The organism is Pseudomonas sp. GYB4201 (assembly GCF_056312595.1).
The window spans coordinates 31964-50023 of the sequence record NZ_JBWGIG010000017.1 but is presented as its reverse complement, the minus strand read 5'-3'; the positions used below and the strand labels follow the sequence as shown (position 1 = coordinate 50023).

The window sequence follows — 18060 nt, the reverse complement described above, 5'->3', positions numbered from 1 at the left end:
AGCCACCGCGGGGTGTCAGGGGACGCGGCCTTTGGGCCGCTGCTACAGGGGTTAGATGACGTGGAAGCCGTGGGTGCCGTCGCGGGCCAGTTGCTCGACCAGGCCGAACTCCCAGTCCAGGTACGCCTGCATGGCTTCGCGCGGGGCGTCGGTGCCTTCGTACGGGCGGCGGTAGCGGTCGATGCGCGGCGAGGCCAGGTGGCTGTCGCCGCTCTCGGTGGGCAGGCCCGCCGCCAGCCAGCTGGCGGTGCCGTCGCGCAGCACGAACACCGGCTTGCCGGTCAGCGCCTGCACCTGGCCGACGGCAAAGCGCGCCAGCAGGCTGCTGCCGCAGGTGAGCACGTAGCGCTCGGCGGCCGGGAGTTTGTTCAGCACGTTGGCGAGATCTGCACGCAAGGCCCACCAGGCGCCGGGGATGTGCTGCTTCACATGGTTGGCGCTGGTGGTGAAGTCCAGCAGCTGGGTATCGCCCTGGGCCAGCCAGTCGGCCAGGGTGTCCGGGCTGATCACCTCATAGGAAGGCACCGCCGGGATGGCCGGCTTCCAGGCGCCGCGCTCGGTGAAGGCGCTGGCCTCGACGCCGTCCAGCACGTGCACGTCCCAGCCCAGCTGGGCCAGCCACGAGGCGCTCATGTTGGCGCGCACACCGTCGTCGTCCACCAGCACCAGGCGCGCACCGCGCACGCTGGCGTAGTGGTCGGTTTCCTGCACCAGCTGGCCGCCGGGGGTGGAGCGGGCGCCAGGCAGGTGCCCGGCCTCGAATTCCTGGGGCGTGCGCACGTCGAACAGGTAGTGGGTGCGGCCGGGCTCGGCCTGCCATTGCTGCCAGTCCTTGAGCGAGGCGCGCTTGACCCCGGCCTGGTCGGCCACGCGGCGGGCGTCGGCACTGGCCAGCTGGCGGGTGGCTTCGCGGGTGGCGGCGAACTGGCGCGCCTGGCCGTGGTCCAGGGTTTGCCCGGCCAGCAGCCAGCCGATGGTGCCGTTGCGCAGGGCCGAAATGGGGTTGGGCAGGCCGGCGTTGACCAGCGACTGGGTGCCGATGATGCTGCGCGTGCGGCCGGCGCAGTTGACGATGATGCGGGTGGCCGGGTCCGGCGCCAGTTCACGGGCACGCAGCACCAGTTCGGCGCCCGGCACGCTGATGCCGGTAGGAATGCTCATGGTCTGGTATTCGTCGAAGCGCCGGGCGTCCAGCACCACCACGTCGGCGTTGCGGTCGAGCAGTGCCTTGACCTCTTTGGCGGCCAGCGACGGCGTGTGGCGCTGGTGCTCCACCAGCTCGCCAAAGGCCTTGCTGGGCACATTGACGTCGATGAACAGCTCGCCGCCGGCATCGCGCCAGCCCTGCAGGCCGCCTTCCAGCAGCGCCACGTCGCTGTAGCCCAGCTGCGCCAGGCGCTCCACGGCCCGTTGCGCCAGGCCTTCGCCGTCGTCGTAGACGGTGATGGCGGTGTCCAGCCGGGGAATGCGCGGGTAGACCTCCACCTCCAGTTTCGACAGCGGGATATTGGCCGCGAACAGCGGGTGCGCCTGGGCAAACGGCGCCTCTTCACGCACGTCCACCAGCGCCACTTCCTGGCGTTGCAGCAGGGCGTGGCGAATGTCGGCGAAGGAACGAGTCAGGGGGTGGCTCATAGGCTGTGGTTCTCTTTGGAAAGGTCCCAGATGTTGGGTAGCGTGGTGTTCGAATAGCCGGAGATGAACAGCTTTTCAGTGCCGTCGGGCTGGTACACCGCCCGGTGCACGGCGCCGATGTTGGCGCCATACACGTGAATGCTGATGGACACCTGGTCGGCAGACGCGTTGCTGACCTGGTGAATGTCGCCACTGCGCGGCGACAGCGGCTCGACGTCGCCAGGCTGCAGGCGAATCGGCGCGCCGTCGGGCACCAGCGCGCCGCTGTCGGTGCGCCGGTAGTTCTGCGAGTCTTCGGCACCGCGCAGCATGCCGATCAGGCCCCATACGCGGTGGTCATGAATCGGCGTGCGCTGGCCCGGGCCCCAGACGAAGCTGACCACCGAGAAGCGCTGGCGCGAGTCGGCGTGCAGCAGGAACTGTTGGTAGCGTTCCGGCGACGGCTGCGCGTATTCATCGGGCAGCCAGTCGTCGAAGCTCACCAGTTGCTGCAGCAGTTGGCCGCCGCGGTGCAGCTTGTCGCCTTCGCGCGGGTCGCTATCGAGCAGCTCGGCCAGGGCGCCGATAAAGGCGCGCAGGCGTTCGGGGTGACGAACCTGGGACATCTTCACTCCTTGTTTCAGGCGGTTTTTCAGGCAACGCGGGCCTGACGTTGGGCCACCAGCTGGCGGGTCAGCGGGATCAGCTTCTTGCCGTAGTCGATGGCGTCTTCCAGCGGGTCGAAGCCACGGATCAGGAAGGTGGTGATGCCCAGGTCGTAATAGTCCAGCAGGGCTTCGGCCACCTGTTCCGGGGTGCCCACCAGCGAGGTCGAGTTGCCCTGGGCGCCCAGCAGGCCGGCGATGCCGGTCCACAGGCGCTTGTCCAGGCGCGAACCTTTGGCGGCGGCGGCCAGCAGGCGGCGCGAGCCTTCGTTGGGCGGTTCGCGGCGCACGAAGCCGCGCTGCTCGGCCAGGGCGGTGGCCTTGGCCAGGATGCTCTCGGCGCGGGCCCAGGCTTTTTCCTCGGTTTCGGCCAGGATAGGCCGCAGCGACAGGCTGAAGCGCACGGTGCGGCCGTGCTTGGCGGCTTCGGCACGTACCTGGGTCACCACTTCCTTCACCTGTTCGTAGGTCTCGCCCCACAGGGCGTAGACGTCGGCGTGCTTGCCGGCCACTTCGATGGCGGCTTTGGAAGAGCCACCGAAGTACAGCGGGATCGGCTGCGCGGTTTTCACTGCCGAGTGGGCGCCTTCGAATTCATAGTAGTCACCCTTGAAGTCGAACGGCTGGTCGGCGCTCCATTCCTGGCGCAGCACGGTCAGGTATTCGTCGGTGCGCGCGTAGCGCTCGTCCTTGCCGATGAAGCTGCCGTCGGCGCGCAACTCCTTGTCGTCACCGCCGGTGATGATGTGCACGGCGGTGCGGCCACCGTTGAGCACGTCGAGGGTGGCGAACTGGCGGGCGGCGAGGGTAGGGGCGGCGAAGCCGGGGCGGTGGGCGATGAGAAATTGCAGCTTTTGGGTCACGCTGGCGGCGTGGCTGGCAATCAGGGTGCTGTCGGGGCTGTTGGAGTGGAACGCCACCAGGGCGCGGTCGAAGCCGGCTTCCTCGTGGGCGCGGGCGACTGTCTCGATGTAGTCGGCCTGCAGGACCGGGCCGCTGGCCGGGTGGATTTCGGAGCTGTGGTGACCGCCAATGTAGCCAATGAACTCGATGCTCATGGGTGCTTCCCTTATGAATGGAGCGTTATCAAGGGCCTCCGCCTGGCGTGGGGTCGGTCGTTGATGAAGAACATAAAGGTAGGATGTGGCGCTGTGAAATTCGATTTTGTTCTAAGGTAATTATTAATTTAAGGAATCTAAAGCTTTTTAGATATTACATAGTTGCATATTCACGTCCGCCACGGCGGCTACGGTATACTGCAGGCCCGCTTTGCTCACAGGCACCCCATGGTTTCCGAGGTAGACCGCTACATCGCCGCCGGCACCCGCGAGAACACCCGGCGCAGCTACCAGTCGGCCATCGAGCATTTCGAGGTGACCTGGGGCGGCTTCCTGCCCGCCACCAGTGACGCCATCGCCCGTTACCTGGCCGCCTTCGCCGGCAAGCTGTCGCTCAACACCTTGCGCCTGCGCCTGGCCGCGCTGGCCCAGTGGCACAGCAGCCAGGGCTTCCCCGACCCGACCAAGAGCCCCCAGGTGAAGCAGGTGATGAAGGGCATCCGCACCCTGCACCCGCAGCAGGAAAAGCAGGCCGAGCCCTTGCAACTGCTGGGCCTTGAGCGCTGCGTGCGTTGGCTGGACGGGCAGATCAAGGACGCGCTGGCCGCCGCCGACGCCAAGCGCCTGCTGCGCTGCCGGCGCGACAAGGCGCTGATCCTGGTGGGCTTCTGGCGCGCGTTCCGCAGCGAGGAGCTGTGCCGCCTGGACGTGCAGTTCATTCAAGCGCGGCGCGGCGAGGGGCTGCAGCTGTTCCTGCCGTGGAGCAAGGGCGACCGCGACAACCGGGGCACCACCTACAGCGTGCCGGCCCTGGAACGCCTGTGCCCGGTGGATGCGTACTGCGACTGGCTGGAAACCGCGGGTATCGCCCACGGGCCGGTGTTTCGCGGCATCGACCGCTGGGGCCGGCTGGGCGACCGCGCCTTGCACCCCTACAGTGTGATGCACCTGCTGCGCGAGGCGCTGATGGGCGCCGGGCTGGACGGCGAGGCCTACAGCAGCCACTCCCTGCGCCGCGGCTTCGCCAACTGGGCCAGCCAGAGCGGCTGGGACCAGAAGTCGTTGATGAGTTACGTGGGCTGGAAAGACAGCAAGTCGGCGTTGCGCTACGTCGACGCGCGCGCCGATTTCCGCCTGTCGCCGGCGAGCCTGGCCCCGTAGCAGCGGCCAAAGGCCGCGTCCCGGCCCGCCACCGTCAAAACCGATAATCCGCCGTCACGAACAACGACCGCGGCTGCCCCATCTGCCACTGCGCGCCGTCGTTCTGCTGCGACACCGCATAACGCCGGTCCAACAAGTTGTTGACCTGCAACCCCAGACGCACGTCCGGCAGCACCTGCCACCCAAGGTTGGCATCCACCACCGTATACCCCGGCACCTGCGCGCTGTTCGCGGTGTTGGCGTAGCGCGCATCCACGTAGCGCAGGCCGGCCCCGGCGTCGATGCGCTCGGTGATGGCCTTGCTCAGCCACAGGTTGGCCGTGCGCCGGGGCACATCGGTGGGGCGGTTGCCGGCGCGCGACAGCACCTGGCCATCCACCGCTTCATCGAAGTCATCGTAACGGGCGCGCACCACCGCCGCGTTCGCCGACAGCTGCCAATGGTCGGCCAACGCCAGTTCCAGGCTGGCCTCCAGGCCGTTCGAGGACTGCTGGCCCACCTGCAGGGTGTCGCGGGTGATGGGGTCGGTGGTCAACAGCTTGCGCTTGACGATGTGGTAGGCGGCCAGGGTCCAGGCGCCGCGGCCGTCCCAGAACTGCTGCTTGAGGCCCAGCTCGGTCTGTTTTGCCCGGGCCAGGTCCAGCTGCTGCTGGGTGGGGTTGAGGGTGACCAGGTCGCTGACGCCGTCCTGGCTGGTGCTGTACTGGCCGTACAGCGACAGCTGGTCGGTGACCGCGAACACCAGCCCGGCGCGCCAGTTGCCGCCGTCCAGGCTGGCGTCGCTGCGGGTATCGGTACGCGCGTCGTCACGCTGGATGTGGTTCTGGTCGCGGCGCACGCCCGTCACCAGCGCCCAGCGCTCGGACAGCTGCAGGCGGTTCTCGGCGAACAGCGCGAAGGTCTGGGTGGTGCTCTGGCTCAGCGCCTGGAACGGCGACTGGCTGTGGAACCAGCCCGGCGCCGGCGCCCAGGGGTCCACGTAGTCACCACCAACATCGGTGTAGGGCGAGTTGTTGGCCAGGCCGAAGCGGATGCGGTTGTACTCGGCGCCGACTACGGTCTTGCTGGCAAGGCCGAACAGGTTGTGGTCGAAGGTGAAGGTCTGGCGGTCGCCCAACTGTTCTTCGTGGTGCTTGATTTCCAGGTAGCTGCCGCGCAGCAGTTGGCCCTGGCTGCTGTCCCAGCTATAGCTTTCGGCGTTGCGCCAGTGGCGGCGGCTCTTGATGTAGTACAGCTCGTTGCTGGCGCTGATAGCGTCGCTCAGGGTCCAGTCGCTGGTCAGCCGGGTCCATTGGTCGTCGTAGTGCTGCATGGCGTTGCGCACGTTGTAGTTCTTGTCGCGCAGGCTGTCGTGGTAGTGGCCGTCGATCAGCGGTGTGCCCAGGTAGTTCATGGGGCGGCTGTCACCGCGCTCGTGGGCCAGGGTGAAGCTCAGGTCGTCGCTGGCCTGCCAGCGCAGGGCGCCGCTGAAGGCCAGGCTTGAGGACTGGCCACGGTCTACCCAACCGTTGCTGCGCTGCTGGTCCAGGGTCAGCCGGTAGCTGAGGCGCTCGCCCAGCGAGCCGCCGCTGTCGAACGCGGTCTGCTGGCGGTCGTCGCTGCCGTAGCCCACGCGCAGGTGGTTGCTGATGGCGCCCTCGAAGGGCTTCTTGGGGATCACGTTGATCACCGCGCCGGTGGCACCTTCGCCGTACAGCACCGAGGCCGGGCCGCGGATCACGTCGATGCGCTCCACCATCCACGGGTCCACCGGGAAGGTCTGGGTGCCGGCGCCGGTGTACAGGCGCGCGCCGTCGAACAGGGTCATCACCGACTCGTGGCCGCTGAAGCCGCGCGCCGACAGCGCCGTGTTGCCGTTGCCCGGCGCGGCGATGCTGGTCATGCCGGGCGCACGGGTGACGGCTTCCTGCACCGTGAGGTTGTTGCGCTGGTCGATGGCGCCTTCGTCGAGGCTGCTGATACTGGCCGGGGTCTGCAGCGGCGTCAGGTTCAGGCGCGAGCCTGCGGTGCCGGGGGTGGCCAGCGCGGTGTCGGCGCGTTCGCTGATGGTGGTGGCCGGCAGTGCCAGCTCATCGGCGGCGTGCACGGGCAAGGACAAGGCCAGGCACGGGGCCAGGCGGTGAAGCAGGGAAGTGCGGGACATGCTGTTCCAACTACAGTCAGGAAAAGATGAACCCGGAGGGACACGCATGGCAAATCGCGGGCGCAAACGCCCACGGAAACCGGCCTGCGCCCGCCCACCGCGGGTTGCCAATTGAAGCGTTTGCAGGCCGGTCTCCGGGCTTGCGAGGGTCATGAACGCGCCGCCTTCCCATGCTCTATGCACAGTGGCCTGTTGACGTGTTCGCTCGCTTACCGTTGCGGGGGCAGCGCCGGACTGATCACCAAAGTGACGCACCGGCTTCCCGTTTCACCCTGAGCACGGCGGCTGAGGGCACCTGAAACTGGCGCGCATTCGACCACTGATGTGGATCCAGGTCAATGTCTGCGCCTCGATACAATCTTGTAGCCGCTGCCGAAGGCTGCGCTGGCCGGCATGAACACTGAATATCTCCAGTGCATGAAAAGGCCAGCGCAGCCTGCGGCAGCGGCTACGCAGCGTCGCGTCAATGGGGTATATTGCGCGCCATTACAGAATACATACCGCAGTACACTTCAAAGGAGCAGGCATGGCACGGGGTGGGATCAACAAGGCAGTGGTGCAAAAGGCGCGTGAGGCGCTGCTGGCCCGGGGCGAGAACCCCACCATCGACGCCGTGCGCGTGGCGTTGGGCAACACCGGTTCGAAGACCACCATCCACCGCTACCTCAAGGAGCTGGAAGAAACCGACCAGCGCCGCCAGGCCCCGCGCGAGCACCTGACCCAGGAGCTGGGCGAACTGGTAGGCCGCCTGGCTTTGCGCCTGAAAGAGGAGGGCGACGAGTATGTGCAGCAGGCCCAGGCGCGTTTCGACCTGCAAAAGGCCGTGCTCGAAGCCGACCTGGCCGAAGCCGCCAAGGCTCACGCGGCGCTGCAGCAGCAGTTCGAGATCCAGGCCGAGGCTCTGGCCAGTGAGTCGGAGCAGCTGGCTACCTGCCGCACCTCGTTGCAGGCCGAGCACACCCGCAACGCGCGGTTGGGCCAGGAGTGCAGCGACCTGCAGCTGCGCGTGCAGGAAAAGGACGAACACATTCGCTCGCTGGAAGACAAGCACCAGCACGCCCGCGACGCCCTTGAGCACTACCGCCAGGCGGTGAAGGAGCAGCGCGACCAGGACCAGCGCCGCCACGAAGGCCAGGTGCAGCAGGTGCAGGTGGAAGTGCGGCAGTTGCAGCAGAGCCTGATCGTCAAGCAGGACGAGTTGATGCGCCTGAACCGCGACAACGAACGCATGCTGGTGGAGGCACGCCAGGCGCGCAAGGATCAGGACACCGCCACCCAGGCCCTGGCCGACAAGGCCGCCGAGGCCACGGCCCTGGCCACGCAATTGGCCCAGGCGTTGGGCGCGCGCGAAGCGCAAGCCCAGCAGATCGAGGTGCTGCGCCAGGAGCAGGCGGCCCAGGCCAAGGCCAGCAAGGCCCAGGTGCTGCGCGAGGCGCGCCTGGAGCAACAGCTGCAACAGGCCAATGCCACCTTGGCGCAGTGGCGCGCCGACCGCGCCGCGGCCAGCGCCGAGTAAAGCCGCTCAGGGCTCGGAAGGGGTATCGTCCGGGCCCACCGGGTGCAGGCCGCTGCGCAGGATGCGCCGCACCCGCTGCATTTTCTCCACCGAGCCGGGCACGCCGTTGCCCATGTCCAGCAGGGCCTGGGCGCACAGCTTGGGGCCATAGCCGTCGAGCTTGGCGAATTCCTCGCCGGACATGTGAATGGTTTTGAGGGCGAAGGCCAGCAGGTTGTCGCCGGGGTTGGGGCCGTTGAGGATGCCCTGGATCATGTACGCCAGGGCCTGGCGGTACTGGCCCTGGGTGTGGATGGCGGCGCAGTCGATGTCGGTGCCGGCGAAGGTCTGCACCATCAGGCGGCGCATCACCTCGTCGAGCAGTGCCGGCTCGCTGCCGTCGTCCTCGAACACCTTGGTGCGGCGCAGGGGAATGACGTTGTCGTCGTGATCGCTCATGGGTACTCCTTGTGGTGACGCTACAGGGAAAGTATGCGCCATTGCGTTGCGCTGTCCATAATCCTCGCGGCGCTGTCCAAGCCAGGCACCGCTGCCGGCGGGCACACTGCAGGCCTGCCTTTGCCATCAGGAGCCTCCCATGACCGAGTACGTGATTGCCCCACCGCCCGCCGCCAGCGTCGCCATTGCCGGCGACAGCCGCCGTTTCCCCGTGCGCCGGGTGTTCTGCGTGGGCCGCAACTATTCCGAGCACGCGCGGGAAATGGGCCATGACCCGGACCGCGAGCCGCCGTTCTTCTTCTGCAAGCCCGCCGACGCCGTGGTGCCGGCCGAAGGCGTGATCGCCTACCCGCCGCTGACCGCCGACCTGCACCATGAGGTGGAACTGGTGGTGGCCATCGCCGAGGGCGGCGTCGACATCGCCCCCGAGCAGGCCCTGGCGCATGTGTGGGGCTATGGCGTGGGCCTGGACCTGACCCGCCGCGACCTGCAGGCCCAGGCCAAGAAGCAGGGCCGGCCGTGGGACTGGGCCAAGGGCTTCGACGAATCGGCGCCGTGCACCGCGCTGATCCCGGCCAGCACCCTGGGCCACCCGGCCAGCGGCGCCATCTGGCTCACGGTGAACGGCGAGGAGCGCCAGCGCGGCGACCTGGCGGACCAGATCTGGGCGGTGCCGGACGTGATCGCCTACCTGTCGCGCGCGGTGGCGCTGCAGCCCGGCGACCTGATCTTCACCGGCACCCCGGCCGGCGTCGGCGCCTTGCAGCCCGGCGACCAGGTCAGCGCCGGCATCGACGGCGTGGCCCAGTTCCAATTGCGCATCGGCCAGCGCTGACAGCCGCCGCGCCGCGCTTTAGACTGGCGGCGTCTATCCGGCTTTCGAGGTTGCTGCCATGTCGTCCCTGTCCCGCGTGCCCACCTACGGCATGCAGCAGCGCAGCAACCGCGAGGATTTCTACATCCGCGACAAGCAGGAGCGCGAGGCGCTGACCTCGCCGCACCGCCACGAATACTTCCAGATCCAGGTCAACCTGGGCGGCGACACCGTGCAGCACATCGGCGGCGCGGTGCGGCCGTTCCCGCGCAACGCCCTGAGCTTTATCCTGCCGCACCGCCTGCACTTGATCCCGCACCCCGAGCACGGCAACTTCATGCTCATCAACTTCGCCCAGGGTTTCCTGCTGCCGCACCTGGCGTGCGACCCGCTGGACCTAGAGGACGTGCCCCTGGGCCAGGCCCCTGAGCTCGCGCCGTTCCAGTGCCAGGAACACCTGGACTTCATTCTCGACGACGGCGCCTTTGCCGAGGTACAAGCCTTGCTGCTGCGCCTGCGCGAGCTGGACCGCACCCGTGACTTCGGCACCACCACCTTGCTGCGGGCCGGGCTGTTGCAGCTGATTGGCCTGGTCAGCCAGCGCTTCGCCCCGGCGCTGCAGCAACTGGCCAGCGACAAGGCCGCACGGCGCGGCCGCCGCGATGCGCTGGCGCGAGTGACCGCCTATATTCGCGAGCACATCGCCAACCCGGAGCTGACCTTGAAGGACGCGGCCGCCGCGGCCTTCCTGTCGCCCAACTACCTCACCCACCTGCTGCGCAAGGACACCGGCAGCACCTTCAGCGAACTGGTGCTGGAGCGGCGCATGCGCCTGGCGCGCACCCATCTGCTCAACAGCGACGAGCCCATCAGCCACGTGGCCCAGCGCTGCGGTTTCAGCGACGAAGCGTACTTTTCGCGGCGCTTCCGCCAGACCCAAGGCCTGCCGCCCGGGCAATTTCGCCGACAGCAGCGCGAGCATAGCGCCCATCAATGATGGTTAGCGTTGTGGCCGGGCTTTGCTAGGGTAGGTGAAAGGTTCAGACGAGCATGGACGATGAAGGCCATACAACAGCGCACCCTGGCGGTCAACGGCATCACCCTGAGCGTGCACGTCGCCGGGCCCGAACACGGCCGGCCGGTGTGGCTGCTGCACGGTTTCCCCGAGTGCTGGTACTCGTGGCGGGCGCAGATCGCGCCGCTGGTGGCCGCCGGTTACCAGGTGTGGATGCCGGAGATGCGCGGCTACGGCGCCAGCTCCGCGCCCCAGGCGGTGGAGGCCTACGACCTGCTGACCCTGTGCGCCGACATCCAGGGCGCCATGGACCTGCTGGGCCAGCGCCAGGTGTGCGTGGTGGGCCACGACTGGGGCGCGCCGGTGGCCTGGCACCTGGCGCTGCTGGAACCTGAGCGGGTGCAGGCGGTGGTGGCCTTGTCGGTGCCCTACGCCGGGCGGCCGAAACAGCCGGCGATAGAGCTGATACGCGCGCACTTCAAGGACCGCTTCAACTACATCCTGTATTTCCAGAACCCGGGGGTGGCCGAGGCCGAGCTGGACGCCGACATCGCCCACACCCTGCGCATGTTCATGCAGGGCGGCGCCAACGGCGACCTGATCCTCAAGCACAAGCCTGCCAGCGCCACGCTGTTCGACGGCATCAACCAGCCCGACCGGCTGCCGCCCTGGTGCAGCGCCGAGGCGTTCGAGGTGTACGTGCAAACCTTCGCCGGCCGCGGCTTCCATGGCGCGCTGAACTGGTACCGCAACTTCGAACGCAACTGGCAGCGCACCGAAGCCCTGGCCGAGGCCTGCGTCGAGCAGCCGGCGCTGTTCCTGCTGGGCGACCTGGACCCGGTGGGCGTGCTGGAGGCGCACACGCTGCTGCGCATGCCCAAGCGCGTGCCACGCCTGGAGCAGCACATCGTCAAGGCCTGCGGCCACTGGATACAGAGCGAACAGCCCGACATCGTCAATGGGCATCTGCTGAAGTTCCTGGCCACCCATTACCCGTAAACCACCTCAATACCCGTAGCAGCGGCCGCAGGCCGCGTCCAAAGCCGTCTCACCGAATGAAGATTAATTTAACCTCACAACCCGTTGATCCATAACGCTTTGCCCAAAGCCGCGGACACCCTGCATATGCCTTTTCCCTAGGCACTTATGACCCCGCCCGGCATATCCATAGGCCAACTCCGTATTTTTGAACCAAAACGTACATTCCTACACTCCGCCGTCCCTGACCCCACCAAGGACGTCCGATGTACCGTCAAGCCTTCCCCCTGGCCCTCAGCGCCGCTTTGTTCAGCCAGCCCCTGTGGGCCGATGGTTTCCTCGATGACAGCAAGGCCGACCTGACCCTGCGCAACTTCTTCATCAACAACGACAACCGCAGCGGCACGGCCACCCCGTCCAAGCAGCAGGAGTGGGGCCAGGGCTTCATTCTCAATTACACCTCGGGCTTCACCGAAGGCCCAGTGGGCTTGGGCCTCGACGCCCTGGGCATGCTCGGCCTGCGCCTGGACTCGGGCAAGGGCCAGGCCTACAACAGCGGCAGCAGCGGCGGCGGCATTGTCTTCCCCAGTGAGAGCGACGGCCGCGCGGTGAACGACTTCGCCAGCCTGGGCCTGACCGCCAAGCTGCGCTTCTCGAAGACCGAAGTACGGCATGGCACCCTGCAGCCGCACCTGCCGGTGATCGGTATCAACGACGGGCGCCTGCTGCCGCAGACGTTCCAGGGCACCCAGGTGACCAGCCGCGAGTTCGACAACCTGACCCTCATCGGCGGCAAGATCACCTCGGTGAAGGGCCGCAACTCCAGCAACCAGGCGTCGCTGTCGATCGCCGGCGCCAACAGCCTTACCGGCCAGCGCAGCAATGCCTTCTACTACGCCGGCGCCGACTACAAGCTGGACCCACACACCACCGCGCAGTACTACTTCGCCAACCTCGACGACTTCTACGACCAGCACTTCGTGGGCCTGACCCACAGCACCAAGCTGCCGCGCGGCACCTTGCAGACCGACCTGCGCGGCTTCATCAGCAGCAGCCAGGGCGAGAACGCCAGCGCGGCGGGGCGGTTGGCCGGCTACAAATCCAGCGGCGCGGTGGGCAGCAACGGCGAGGTCGACAACCGCACCTGGAGCGCGCTGTTCACCTACACCCTGGGCAGCCAGTCGCTGGCGGCGGGGTACCAGCGCGTCGACGGCAGCAGCGACTTCCCGTTCATCAACCAGGGCGACGGCAACGCCCCGTACCTGATCACCAGCCGCCAGATCGGCCGCTTCCAGCACGCCGGCGAGCGCACCTGGCTGGCCCAGTACAGCTACGACTTCGCCGGCCTGGGCCTGTCGGGGCTGAGCGCCTCGGTGGTCTACCTCAACGGCGACCACGTGCAGGCGGCCAGCACCGGCGGTGAGTGGGAGCGCGACCTGGCGCTGAACTACGTGGTCAACCAGGGCCGTTTCAAGGGCCTGGGCTTCAGCTGGCTGAACGCCGCGTTCCGCACCGAAGTGACCGGCCAGCGCAGCCAGGATGAAAACCGCCTGATCGTCAGCTACCGCTTCAGCTTGTTGTGACACGTTGGCCAACCACGTCATCGCGTAGCCGCTGCCGCAAGGCTGCGTTGGCCTTGGTGTGCGCAGGAGATTTCCAGCGTGGGCCAGCGCAGCCTGCCGGCAGCGGCTACGACGGTGGGGTGCTTGATTTTAGTGGTCACAACCTTAATGCTGCAGGCCATGAAAAATCCTGACCTGAACCTGTTGTACGCGCTCGATATCCTGCTCGAAGAAGGCTCGGTAGCCGGCGCCGCGCGGCGCCTGAACCTCAGCGCACCCGCCACCAGCCGCATCCTGGGCAGGATTCGCGAGGCCTTCGACGACCCGATTTTCGTCCGCTCCCAGCGCGGCCTGGTGCCCACGCCCAAGGCCCTGGCCCTGCAGCAGCAGGTGCGCGGCGCGGTGGAACTGGCCCGCGGGGTGTTCCAGCAGAGCCAGGGCCTGGACCTGACCACCCTGGAGCGCACTTTCAGCCTGCGCGCCAACGACGTGTACATCGGCGCCTACGGCAGCGCCTTGCGCGAGTTGCTGCGCGAACAATGCCCGCGCTGCGTGCTGCGCTTCGTGCCGGAAAGCGACCTGGACCACGACCCGCTCAACCAGGGCAGCATCGACCTGATGATCGGCTCGCGGCGCGCGTTCGGCCCCGACATCAAGGTGCAGCGCCTGTTCGACACCGAGTTTGTCGGCCTGGCCCGGCGCGGCCACCCGATCTTCCAGCAGCGGCTGGACCTGCACAGCTTCGTCGCCCACGACCACGTCACCGTGTCGCGCCGCGGCCTGGCACGCGGGCCGCTGGACGACGCGTTGCAAGCCCATGGCCTGAGCCGGCGGGTGGCGTACATCACGCCCACCTTCCACAGCGCGCTGTTCGCGGTGGCCGAATCCGACCTGCTGTTGCCGATCATGCCGGTGAACATGCTGCCCACCCTGGAGCGCCTGGGCCTGCCGTTGCAACCCTTCGCGCTGCCGGTGGCGCTGCCCAGCGTGGAGATTGTCCAGGCCTGGCACCCGCGCCTGGACAATGACCCCGCGCACCGCTGGTTGCGGCGCGCGCTCAAGCACCTGGCCGAGCCGGCGCCGTAGCCTGCCAGCCACCGCCCAGGCTGCGGTACAGGTCCACCAGCGCCAACGACACTTGGGCGCTGCTGGCCACCTGGGCCGCCTGGTTGTCCAGCAGCGTGGCCTGCACCGTCAACACGTTGAGGAAATCGACACTGCCTTGGGCGTACTGCAGTTGGGCGCTGCGCAGGGCACGCTGGCTGGCGGCCACGGCTTGCCCAAGGCTTGCCTGGCGGCGTTGTTCGGCCTGGTAGGCGGACAGTGCGTCGGCCACCTCATGCCAGGCGCCGAGCACGGTCTTGCGGTATACGATGGCCGCTTCCTGCTGGCGGCCTTCGCTCAGGCGCAGCGCCCCTTGCAACCGGCCGCCCTCGAACACCGGCAGACTCACGCCGGGCCCCACGGCAAAACTGCGCGAGGCCCAGTTGCCCAGGTTCGCCAGCTGCATGGCCTGCAGGCCGACGTCGGCGCCCAGGGTAATGCGCGGGTAAAAGTCGGCCTGGGCCACGCCGATGGCGGCGGTGGCGGCGTGTAGCTGCGCCTCGGCCTCGCGGATGTCCGGGCGCCGCTCGGCCAACTCGCTGGGTAGCCCGGCCGGCACCTGGGCAGGGCCGTGGGGCACGGGCGCCGGCGCAGCGAGTTGCGCCTTGAGGGTGTCCGGGGCCTGGCCGATCAACAGGCTCAGGGCGTTGATCAGCACGCTTTCGCGTTGCTCCAGGGCCGGCAAGCGCGCCTCGATGGCCGCGCTCAGGGCCTGGGCCTGTGCCACCTGCAGGTCGGTGGCCACGCCCTGGGCGCGTTGGGCCTGGGTCAGGGCCAGGCTGTGGCGAGCGATGGCGAGGTTGTCGCGGGTGACCTGCAGGGCGCTCTGGCTGCCGCGCAACTCAATGTAATCGCGGGCGGTCAGGGCCACGATCGCCAGTTGTACGCCGTGCTGCTGTTCCTGCACCGCCTGCACGCTGGCGTCGGCAGCCTCGACGCTGCGGCGCACGCGGCCCCACAGGTCGGCCTCCCAACTGATGGCAAGGCCTGCGTTCCAGACGCTGTAGGCGCGCGTGCCGTCGTAGCCGGAAATGTCCATCAGGCCGTCCTGGCTGTTGCGCGCACGCTGGTAGCTCGCGCTGGCGTCGACGCTGGGCAGGCGCCCGGCCGCCACCGTGGCGCGCAGGGCCTGGCTCTGGCGGACGTGGCTGGCGGCGATGGCGAGGTCCAGGTTGCCGGCCCGGGCCTGGACAATCAGCGCCGACAGCTGCGGGTCGTTGAAGCTGTCCCACCAGTGCAGGTCGACTTCGCCTTCGGCGGTGCGCCAGTGTTGCGGCAAATCCGCCGCCGGGCGCTTGAAGTCCGGGCCCTGGGTGCAGCCTTGCAGCACCGTCACCAGTACCAGCAGGGCAAGCGAAGGACGGCTCATCGGGCACCTACCTTGGCTTGTGTGTCGCCGGTGTCGATGCGAGCTTCCACTGACATGCCCACCCGCAGGCGCTGGGCCAGCGGTTGGTCGGCATCGAGGACGATTTTCACCGGGATGCGTTGCACCACCTTGGTGAAGTTGCCGGTGGCGTTGTCCGGGGCAATGGCGGCGAACGTCACGCCGGTGGCCGGGGCGATGCTGTCGACGTGGCCGTGCAGGGCGTGGCCGGGGAAGGTGTCCACGGCAATGTCGGCGCGCTGGCCGGGCACCACCTCGGTGAGCTGGTTTTCCTGGAAGTTGGCCACTACATAGGCCTGGCTGCGCGGCACCACGGCCAGCAGCGGGTCGCCTGGCTTGACGTAGCTGCCCACGCGCACGCTGCGCCGGCCCACTTCGCCGGCCTGGGGGGCGCGCAGGTCGGTGTAGCTGAGGTCCAGTTGCGCCCGTTCTACCTGGCTTTGCGCTTGTCGCACCAGGGCCTGGGCCGTGGCCTGCTGGGCCTGCAGCACGTCGGTCTGCTTGAGCACGGCGGCCACAGCCGCGCGGTGTTCGGCAGCCACGGCGCGCACGCTGCGCAGGCGCGCCTGGGCCTGCTGGAAGCGCTGCACGGTGCCCGCGCCCTGGCCGGCCAGGGCCTGGTAGCGCTGCTGTTCGTGCTCGGCAAAGGTCACCTGGGCGCTGTCGGCGTCCAGCACCGCGCGCGCCTGGTCAACCATGGCCTGCTGGCGCAGCAGCGTCGCCCGGGCGTCCTCGGCGCGCGCCTGGGCGGCGGTCAGGGCCGCCTGCGCGGCTTGCAGGGCGTTGCGGTAGTCGCGGTCGTCGATGTGCACCAGCGGCTGGCCGGCGCTGACGGCCTGGTTGTCGTCCACCAGCACGCGGTCGACGATGCCCGCTACCTTGGGTGCAACCAGCATCAGGTCAGCCTGCACGAAGGCGTCGTCAGTGCGCTGCACAGGGTCGTGGTCGCACAGCAGGTAGCCGGCGCCGGCAGCCAGCAAGGCGCCACCCGCCAACAGGGCGGCCAGGGGTTTTCGGGAGGTGATTTCAGTCATGATCAATGTCCACGCAAGGTTCAGGAAGCGGCGCGTGGCGGGTAGACACGCGTCGGCAGTATCGGGATCAGCACAATCAGCAGCAGCGCCAGCAGGCCCATGGCCCGGTACAGGTCGGCGGCGGTGAGCACTTCGGCCTGGCGGTGCAGGCGCGCGGCCAGCTCGGTGCCGGTGGCGCCCGGCCATAGGTTGCCCAGGCGGTCCACCAGCATCGTCGAGTGCAGGTGCAGGCGGTGCAGGCTCAGGGTTTCCAGCGTGCTGCCGGCGGCCACCGCGGCGAAGCCCTTGACCGTGTTGAACCAGGCCGAGGCGAACGGCCCGTCCGCCGGTTGCAGGCCGCCGGTGGCCAGCATCAGCAGCGGGATCACGGCCATGGGCTGGGCGATGATCTGGATCATCTGCAAGGGGTAGAAGTCGCCGCGGTGCCAGGCCACCGTGAGCTGCGAGCCGAGCAAACACACCAGCGCCATCAGCCCCAGGCCGGCGGCCAGCACCCAGCGGCAATCCACCACGCGGTTGTTGAGCAAGGCCACCACCAGCGGCAGCGAGACCAGTTGCGGCAGCGCCACCCACAGCAGCACCGGCGCGGTCTGCAGCGGCCGGTAGCCCTGCACGCCGGCCAGGTAGTTGGCCGGGATAATGATCACCGCCAGCAGCACGAACAGCACGCCGCCCAGGGTGACCAGCGCATGGCTGAGGTTACGCAGGCGCAGCATCTGCACCTTGAAGAACGGCAGTGGGTGGAACCATTCATTGATGAAGAACAGCACCAGCAGGCCCAGGCCACCGCCCACCAGGGCGCGGATCAGGCTGGAGGCGAACCAGGCCAGGCGCTCGCCCTGTTCCAGGCCCAGCACCAGCAGGATCAGCCCGGGCAGGCCCAGCAGCAGGCCGCGCCAGTCCAGTTGGCGCAGGCGTTCCAGGCGCAGCGGGTCCTGGGGCAGGCCCCAGGCCACGGCGGCCATGGCCAGCAGGGTGGTGGGGATGACCTGCCAGAACGCCCAGCGCCAGCCCAGGTACTCCACCGCCCAGGCGGCCAACGGCAGGCCGAAGCTGGGCCCGAAAGTGGCGGTCAGGGCGTAGCCGCCCAGGCCATAGAGCTTGATGCCCGGCGGCAGGAAGCGCAGGGCCACCGACATCAGCATCGGCGGCAGGGCGCCGCCGGCAAAACCCTGGAGGGTGCGCAGCAGCAACAGGCTCGGGTAGTTGGGCGCCAGCGGGCACAGCAGGCCCAGCAGCACGAAGGCGCCCATGGCCCACAGGGTGAAGCGGCGCAAGGTGAAGGTGGCGGCGCACCAGGGTGCGAAGGCCATGGCGGCCACCGATGTCGCCGCGTAGCTGGCCAGCAACCAGCTGGCCTCATCCAGGCCGATGCCCATGGCGCCGCGAATGTCGGCCATGGCGAACTTGGTGACGCCGTCGTTGAAGCCCGACACCAGCACGGCCAGCAGCACGCCCACCAGCCCGGTGGCGATGCGCAGGCCGAAGGCCGCCGGGCCTGGCGCGGCGGCTGGCCGCACCGGTTCGGGCAGTAGGGTGGGAAGGGGCGCGAGGAGGGCGCTCATGAGGTG

15 protein-coding genes and 1 riboswitch are annotated in these 18060 nt (G+C 68.3%); of the genes, 7 read left to right on the top strand and 8 right to left on the bottom strand.

Annotation, left to right across the window (positions count from 1 at the left end; genetic code table 11):
- Positions 1–51: 51 nt before the first annotated feature.
- From AC0Z2B_RS17480 to AC0Z2B_RS17470, 3 genes are read right to left on the bottom strand one after another with little or no spacing between them, the layout of a single operon-like run.
- Positions 52–1635 carry a rhodanese-related sulfurtransferase gene (locus AC0Z2B_RS17480; RefSeq protein ID WP_476298289.1) on the bottom strand — a complete coding sequence of 528 codons (1584 nt, stop codon included), beginning with the start codon at positions 1633–1635 and terminating at the stop codon, positions 52–54.
- Positions 1632–2240, bottom strand: coding sequence for a cysteine dioxygenase family protein (locus AC0Z2B_RS17475; protein ID WP_476298287.1), 609 nt, complete (start codon positions 2238–2240; stop codon positions 1632–1634). The genes AC0Z2B_RS17480 and AC0Z2B_RS17475 overlap by 4 nt, the downstream gene beginning before the upstream one ends.
- Before the next feature lie 26 nt (positions 2241–2266).
- On the bottom strand, positions 2267–3337 hold the full coding sequence (locus AC0Z2B_RS17470) for an LLM class flavin-dependent oxidoreductase (protein ID WP_476298285.1): 1071 nt from the start codon (positions 3335–3337) through the stop codon (positions 2267–2269).
- A gap of 228 nt (positions 3338–3565) precedes the next feature.
- Between AC0Z2B_RS17470 and AC0Z2B_RS17465 the strand changes: the two genes are divergently transcribed.
- The gene (locus AC0Z2B_RS17465; protein WP_476298283.1) at positions 3566–4498 is read left to right on the top strand and encodes a site-specific integrase; all 933 of its coding nucleotides are present in this window, start codon (positions 3566–3568) and stop codon (positions 4496–4498) included.
- Positions 4499–4532: 34 nt separating this feature from the next.
- On the opposite strand, the gene AC0Z2B_RS17460 is transcribed toward AC0Z2B_RS17465, so the two are convergent.
- Positions 4533–6641 (bottom strand): TonB-dependent receptor, encoded by a 2109-nt coding sequence (locus tag AC0Z2B_RS17460; RefSeq protein ID WP_476298281.1) that lies wholly within the window; start codon positions 6639–6641, stop codon positions 4533–4535.
- Between the two features lie 108 nt (positions 6642–6749).
- A riboswitch (cobalamin riboswitch) is annotated at positions 6750–6955 on the bottom strand.
- Positions 6956–7167: 212 nt separating this feature from the next.
- Here AC0Z2B_RS17460 and AC0Z2B_RS17455 point away from each other — a divergent pair.
- A complete protein-coding gene (locus AC0Z2B_RS17455) occupies positions 7168–8157 on the top strand; it encodes a DNA-binding protein (protein WP_476298279.1) in 990 nt (329 codons plus the stop codon).
- Positions 8158–8163: 6 nt separating this feature from the next.
- On the opposite strand, the gene AC0Z2B_RS17450 is transcribed toward AC0Z2B_RS17455, so the two are convergent.
- Complete coding sequence (locus AC0Z2B_RS17450; protein ID WP_416424410.1) at positions 8164–8595, bottom strand: hypothetical protein; 432 nt, start codon at positions 8593–8595, stop codon at positions 8164–8166.
- A 139-nt stretch (positions 8596–8734) separates the two neighbouring features.
- Between AC0Z2B_RS17450 and AC0Z2B_RS17445 the strand changes: the two genes are divergently transcribed.
- The 5 genes from AC0Z2B_RS17445 (at position 8735) to AC0Z2B_RS17425 (ending at position 14050) form a co-directional block, all read left to right on the top strand.
- Positions 8735–9430 carry a fumarylacetoacetate hydrolase family protein gene (locus tag AC0Z2B_RS17445; RefSeq protein ID WP_476298277.1) on the top strand — a complete coding sequence of 232 codons (696 nt, stop codon included), beginning with the start codon at positions 8735–8737 and terminating at the stop codon, positions 9428–9430.
- A gap of 58 nt (positions 9431–9488) precedes the next feature.
- The gene (locus AC0Z2B_RS17440) at positions 9489–10406 is read left to right on the top strand and encodes a helix-turn-helix transcriptional regulator (protein WP_476298275.1); all 918 of its coding nucleotides are present in this window, start codon (positions 9489–9491) and stop codon (positions 10404–10406) included.
- Positions 10407–10466: 60 nt separating this feature from the next.
- Complete coding sequence (locus AC0Z2B_RS17435; protein ID WP_476298273.1) at positions 10467–11423, top strand: alpha/beta fold hydrolase; 957 nt, start codon at positions 10467–10469, stop codon at positions 11421–11423.
- 245 nt (positions 11424–11668) lie between these two features.
- Positions 11669–12985 (top strand): OprD family porin, encoded by a 1317-nt coding sequence (locus AC0Z2B_RS17430; protein ID WP_476298271.1) that lies wholly within the window; start codon positions 11669–11671, stop codon positions 12983–12985.
- 159 nt (positions 12986–13144) lie between these two features.
- Positions 13145–14050: a LysR family transcriptional regulator gene (locus AC0Z2B_RS17425; RefSeq protein ID WP_476298269.1), complete on the top strand. Its 906-nt coding sequence runs from the start codon at positions 13145–13147 to the stop codon at positions 14048–14050.
- On the opposite strand, the gene AC0Z2B_RS17420 is transcribed toward AC0Z2B_RS17425, so the two are convergent.
- Genes AC0Z2B_RS17420 through AC0Z2B_RS17410 form a run of 3 tightly spaced genes read right to left on the bottom strand, consistent with a single transcriptional unit; the run spans position 14022 to position 18054 of the window.
- On the bottom strand, positions 14022–15437 hold the full coding sequence (locus AC0Z2B_RS17420) for an efflux transporter outer membrane subunit (RefSeq protein WP_476298267.1): 1416 nt from the start codon (positions 15435–15437) through the stop codon (positions 14022–14024). The genes AC0Z2B_RS17425 and AC0Z2B_RS17420 overlap by 29 nt on opposite strands.
- Positions 15434–16489, bottom strand: a complete 1056-nt coding sequence (locus AC0Z2B_RS17415; protein ID WP_476298265.1) for an HlyD family secretion protein — start codon at positions 16487–16489, stop codon at positions 15434–15436. The genes AC0Z2B_RS17420 and AC0Z2B_RS17415 overlap by 4 nt, the downstream gene beginning before the upstream one ends.
- Before the next feature lie 20 nt (positions 16490–16509).
- Entirely contained in the window at positions 16510–18054 is a 1545-nt protein-coding gene (locus AC0Z2B_RS17410; RefSeq protein WP_476298263.1) for an MFS transporter, read from the bottom strand.
- Between the last annotated feature and the right edge of the window lie 6 nt (positions 18055–18060).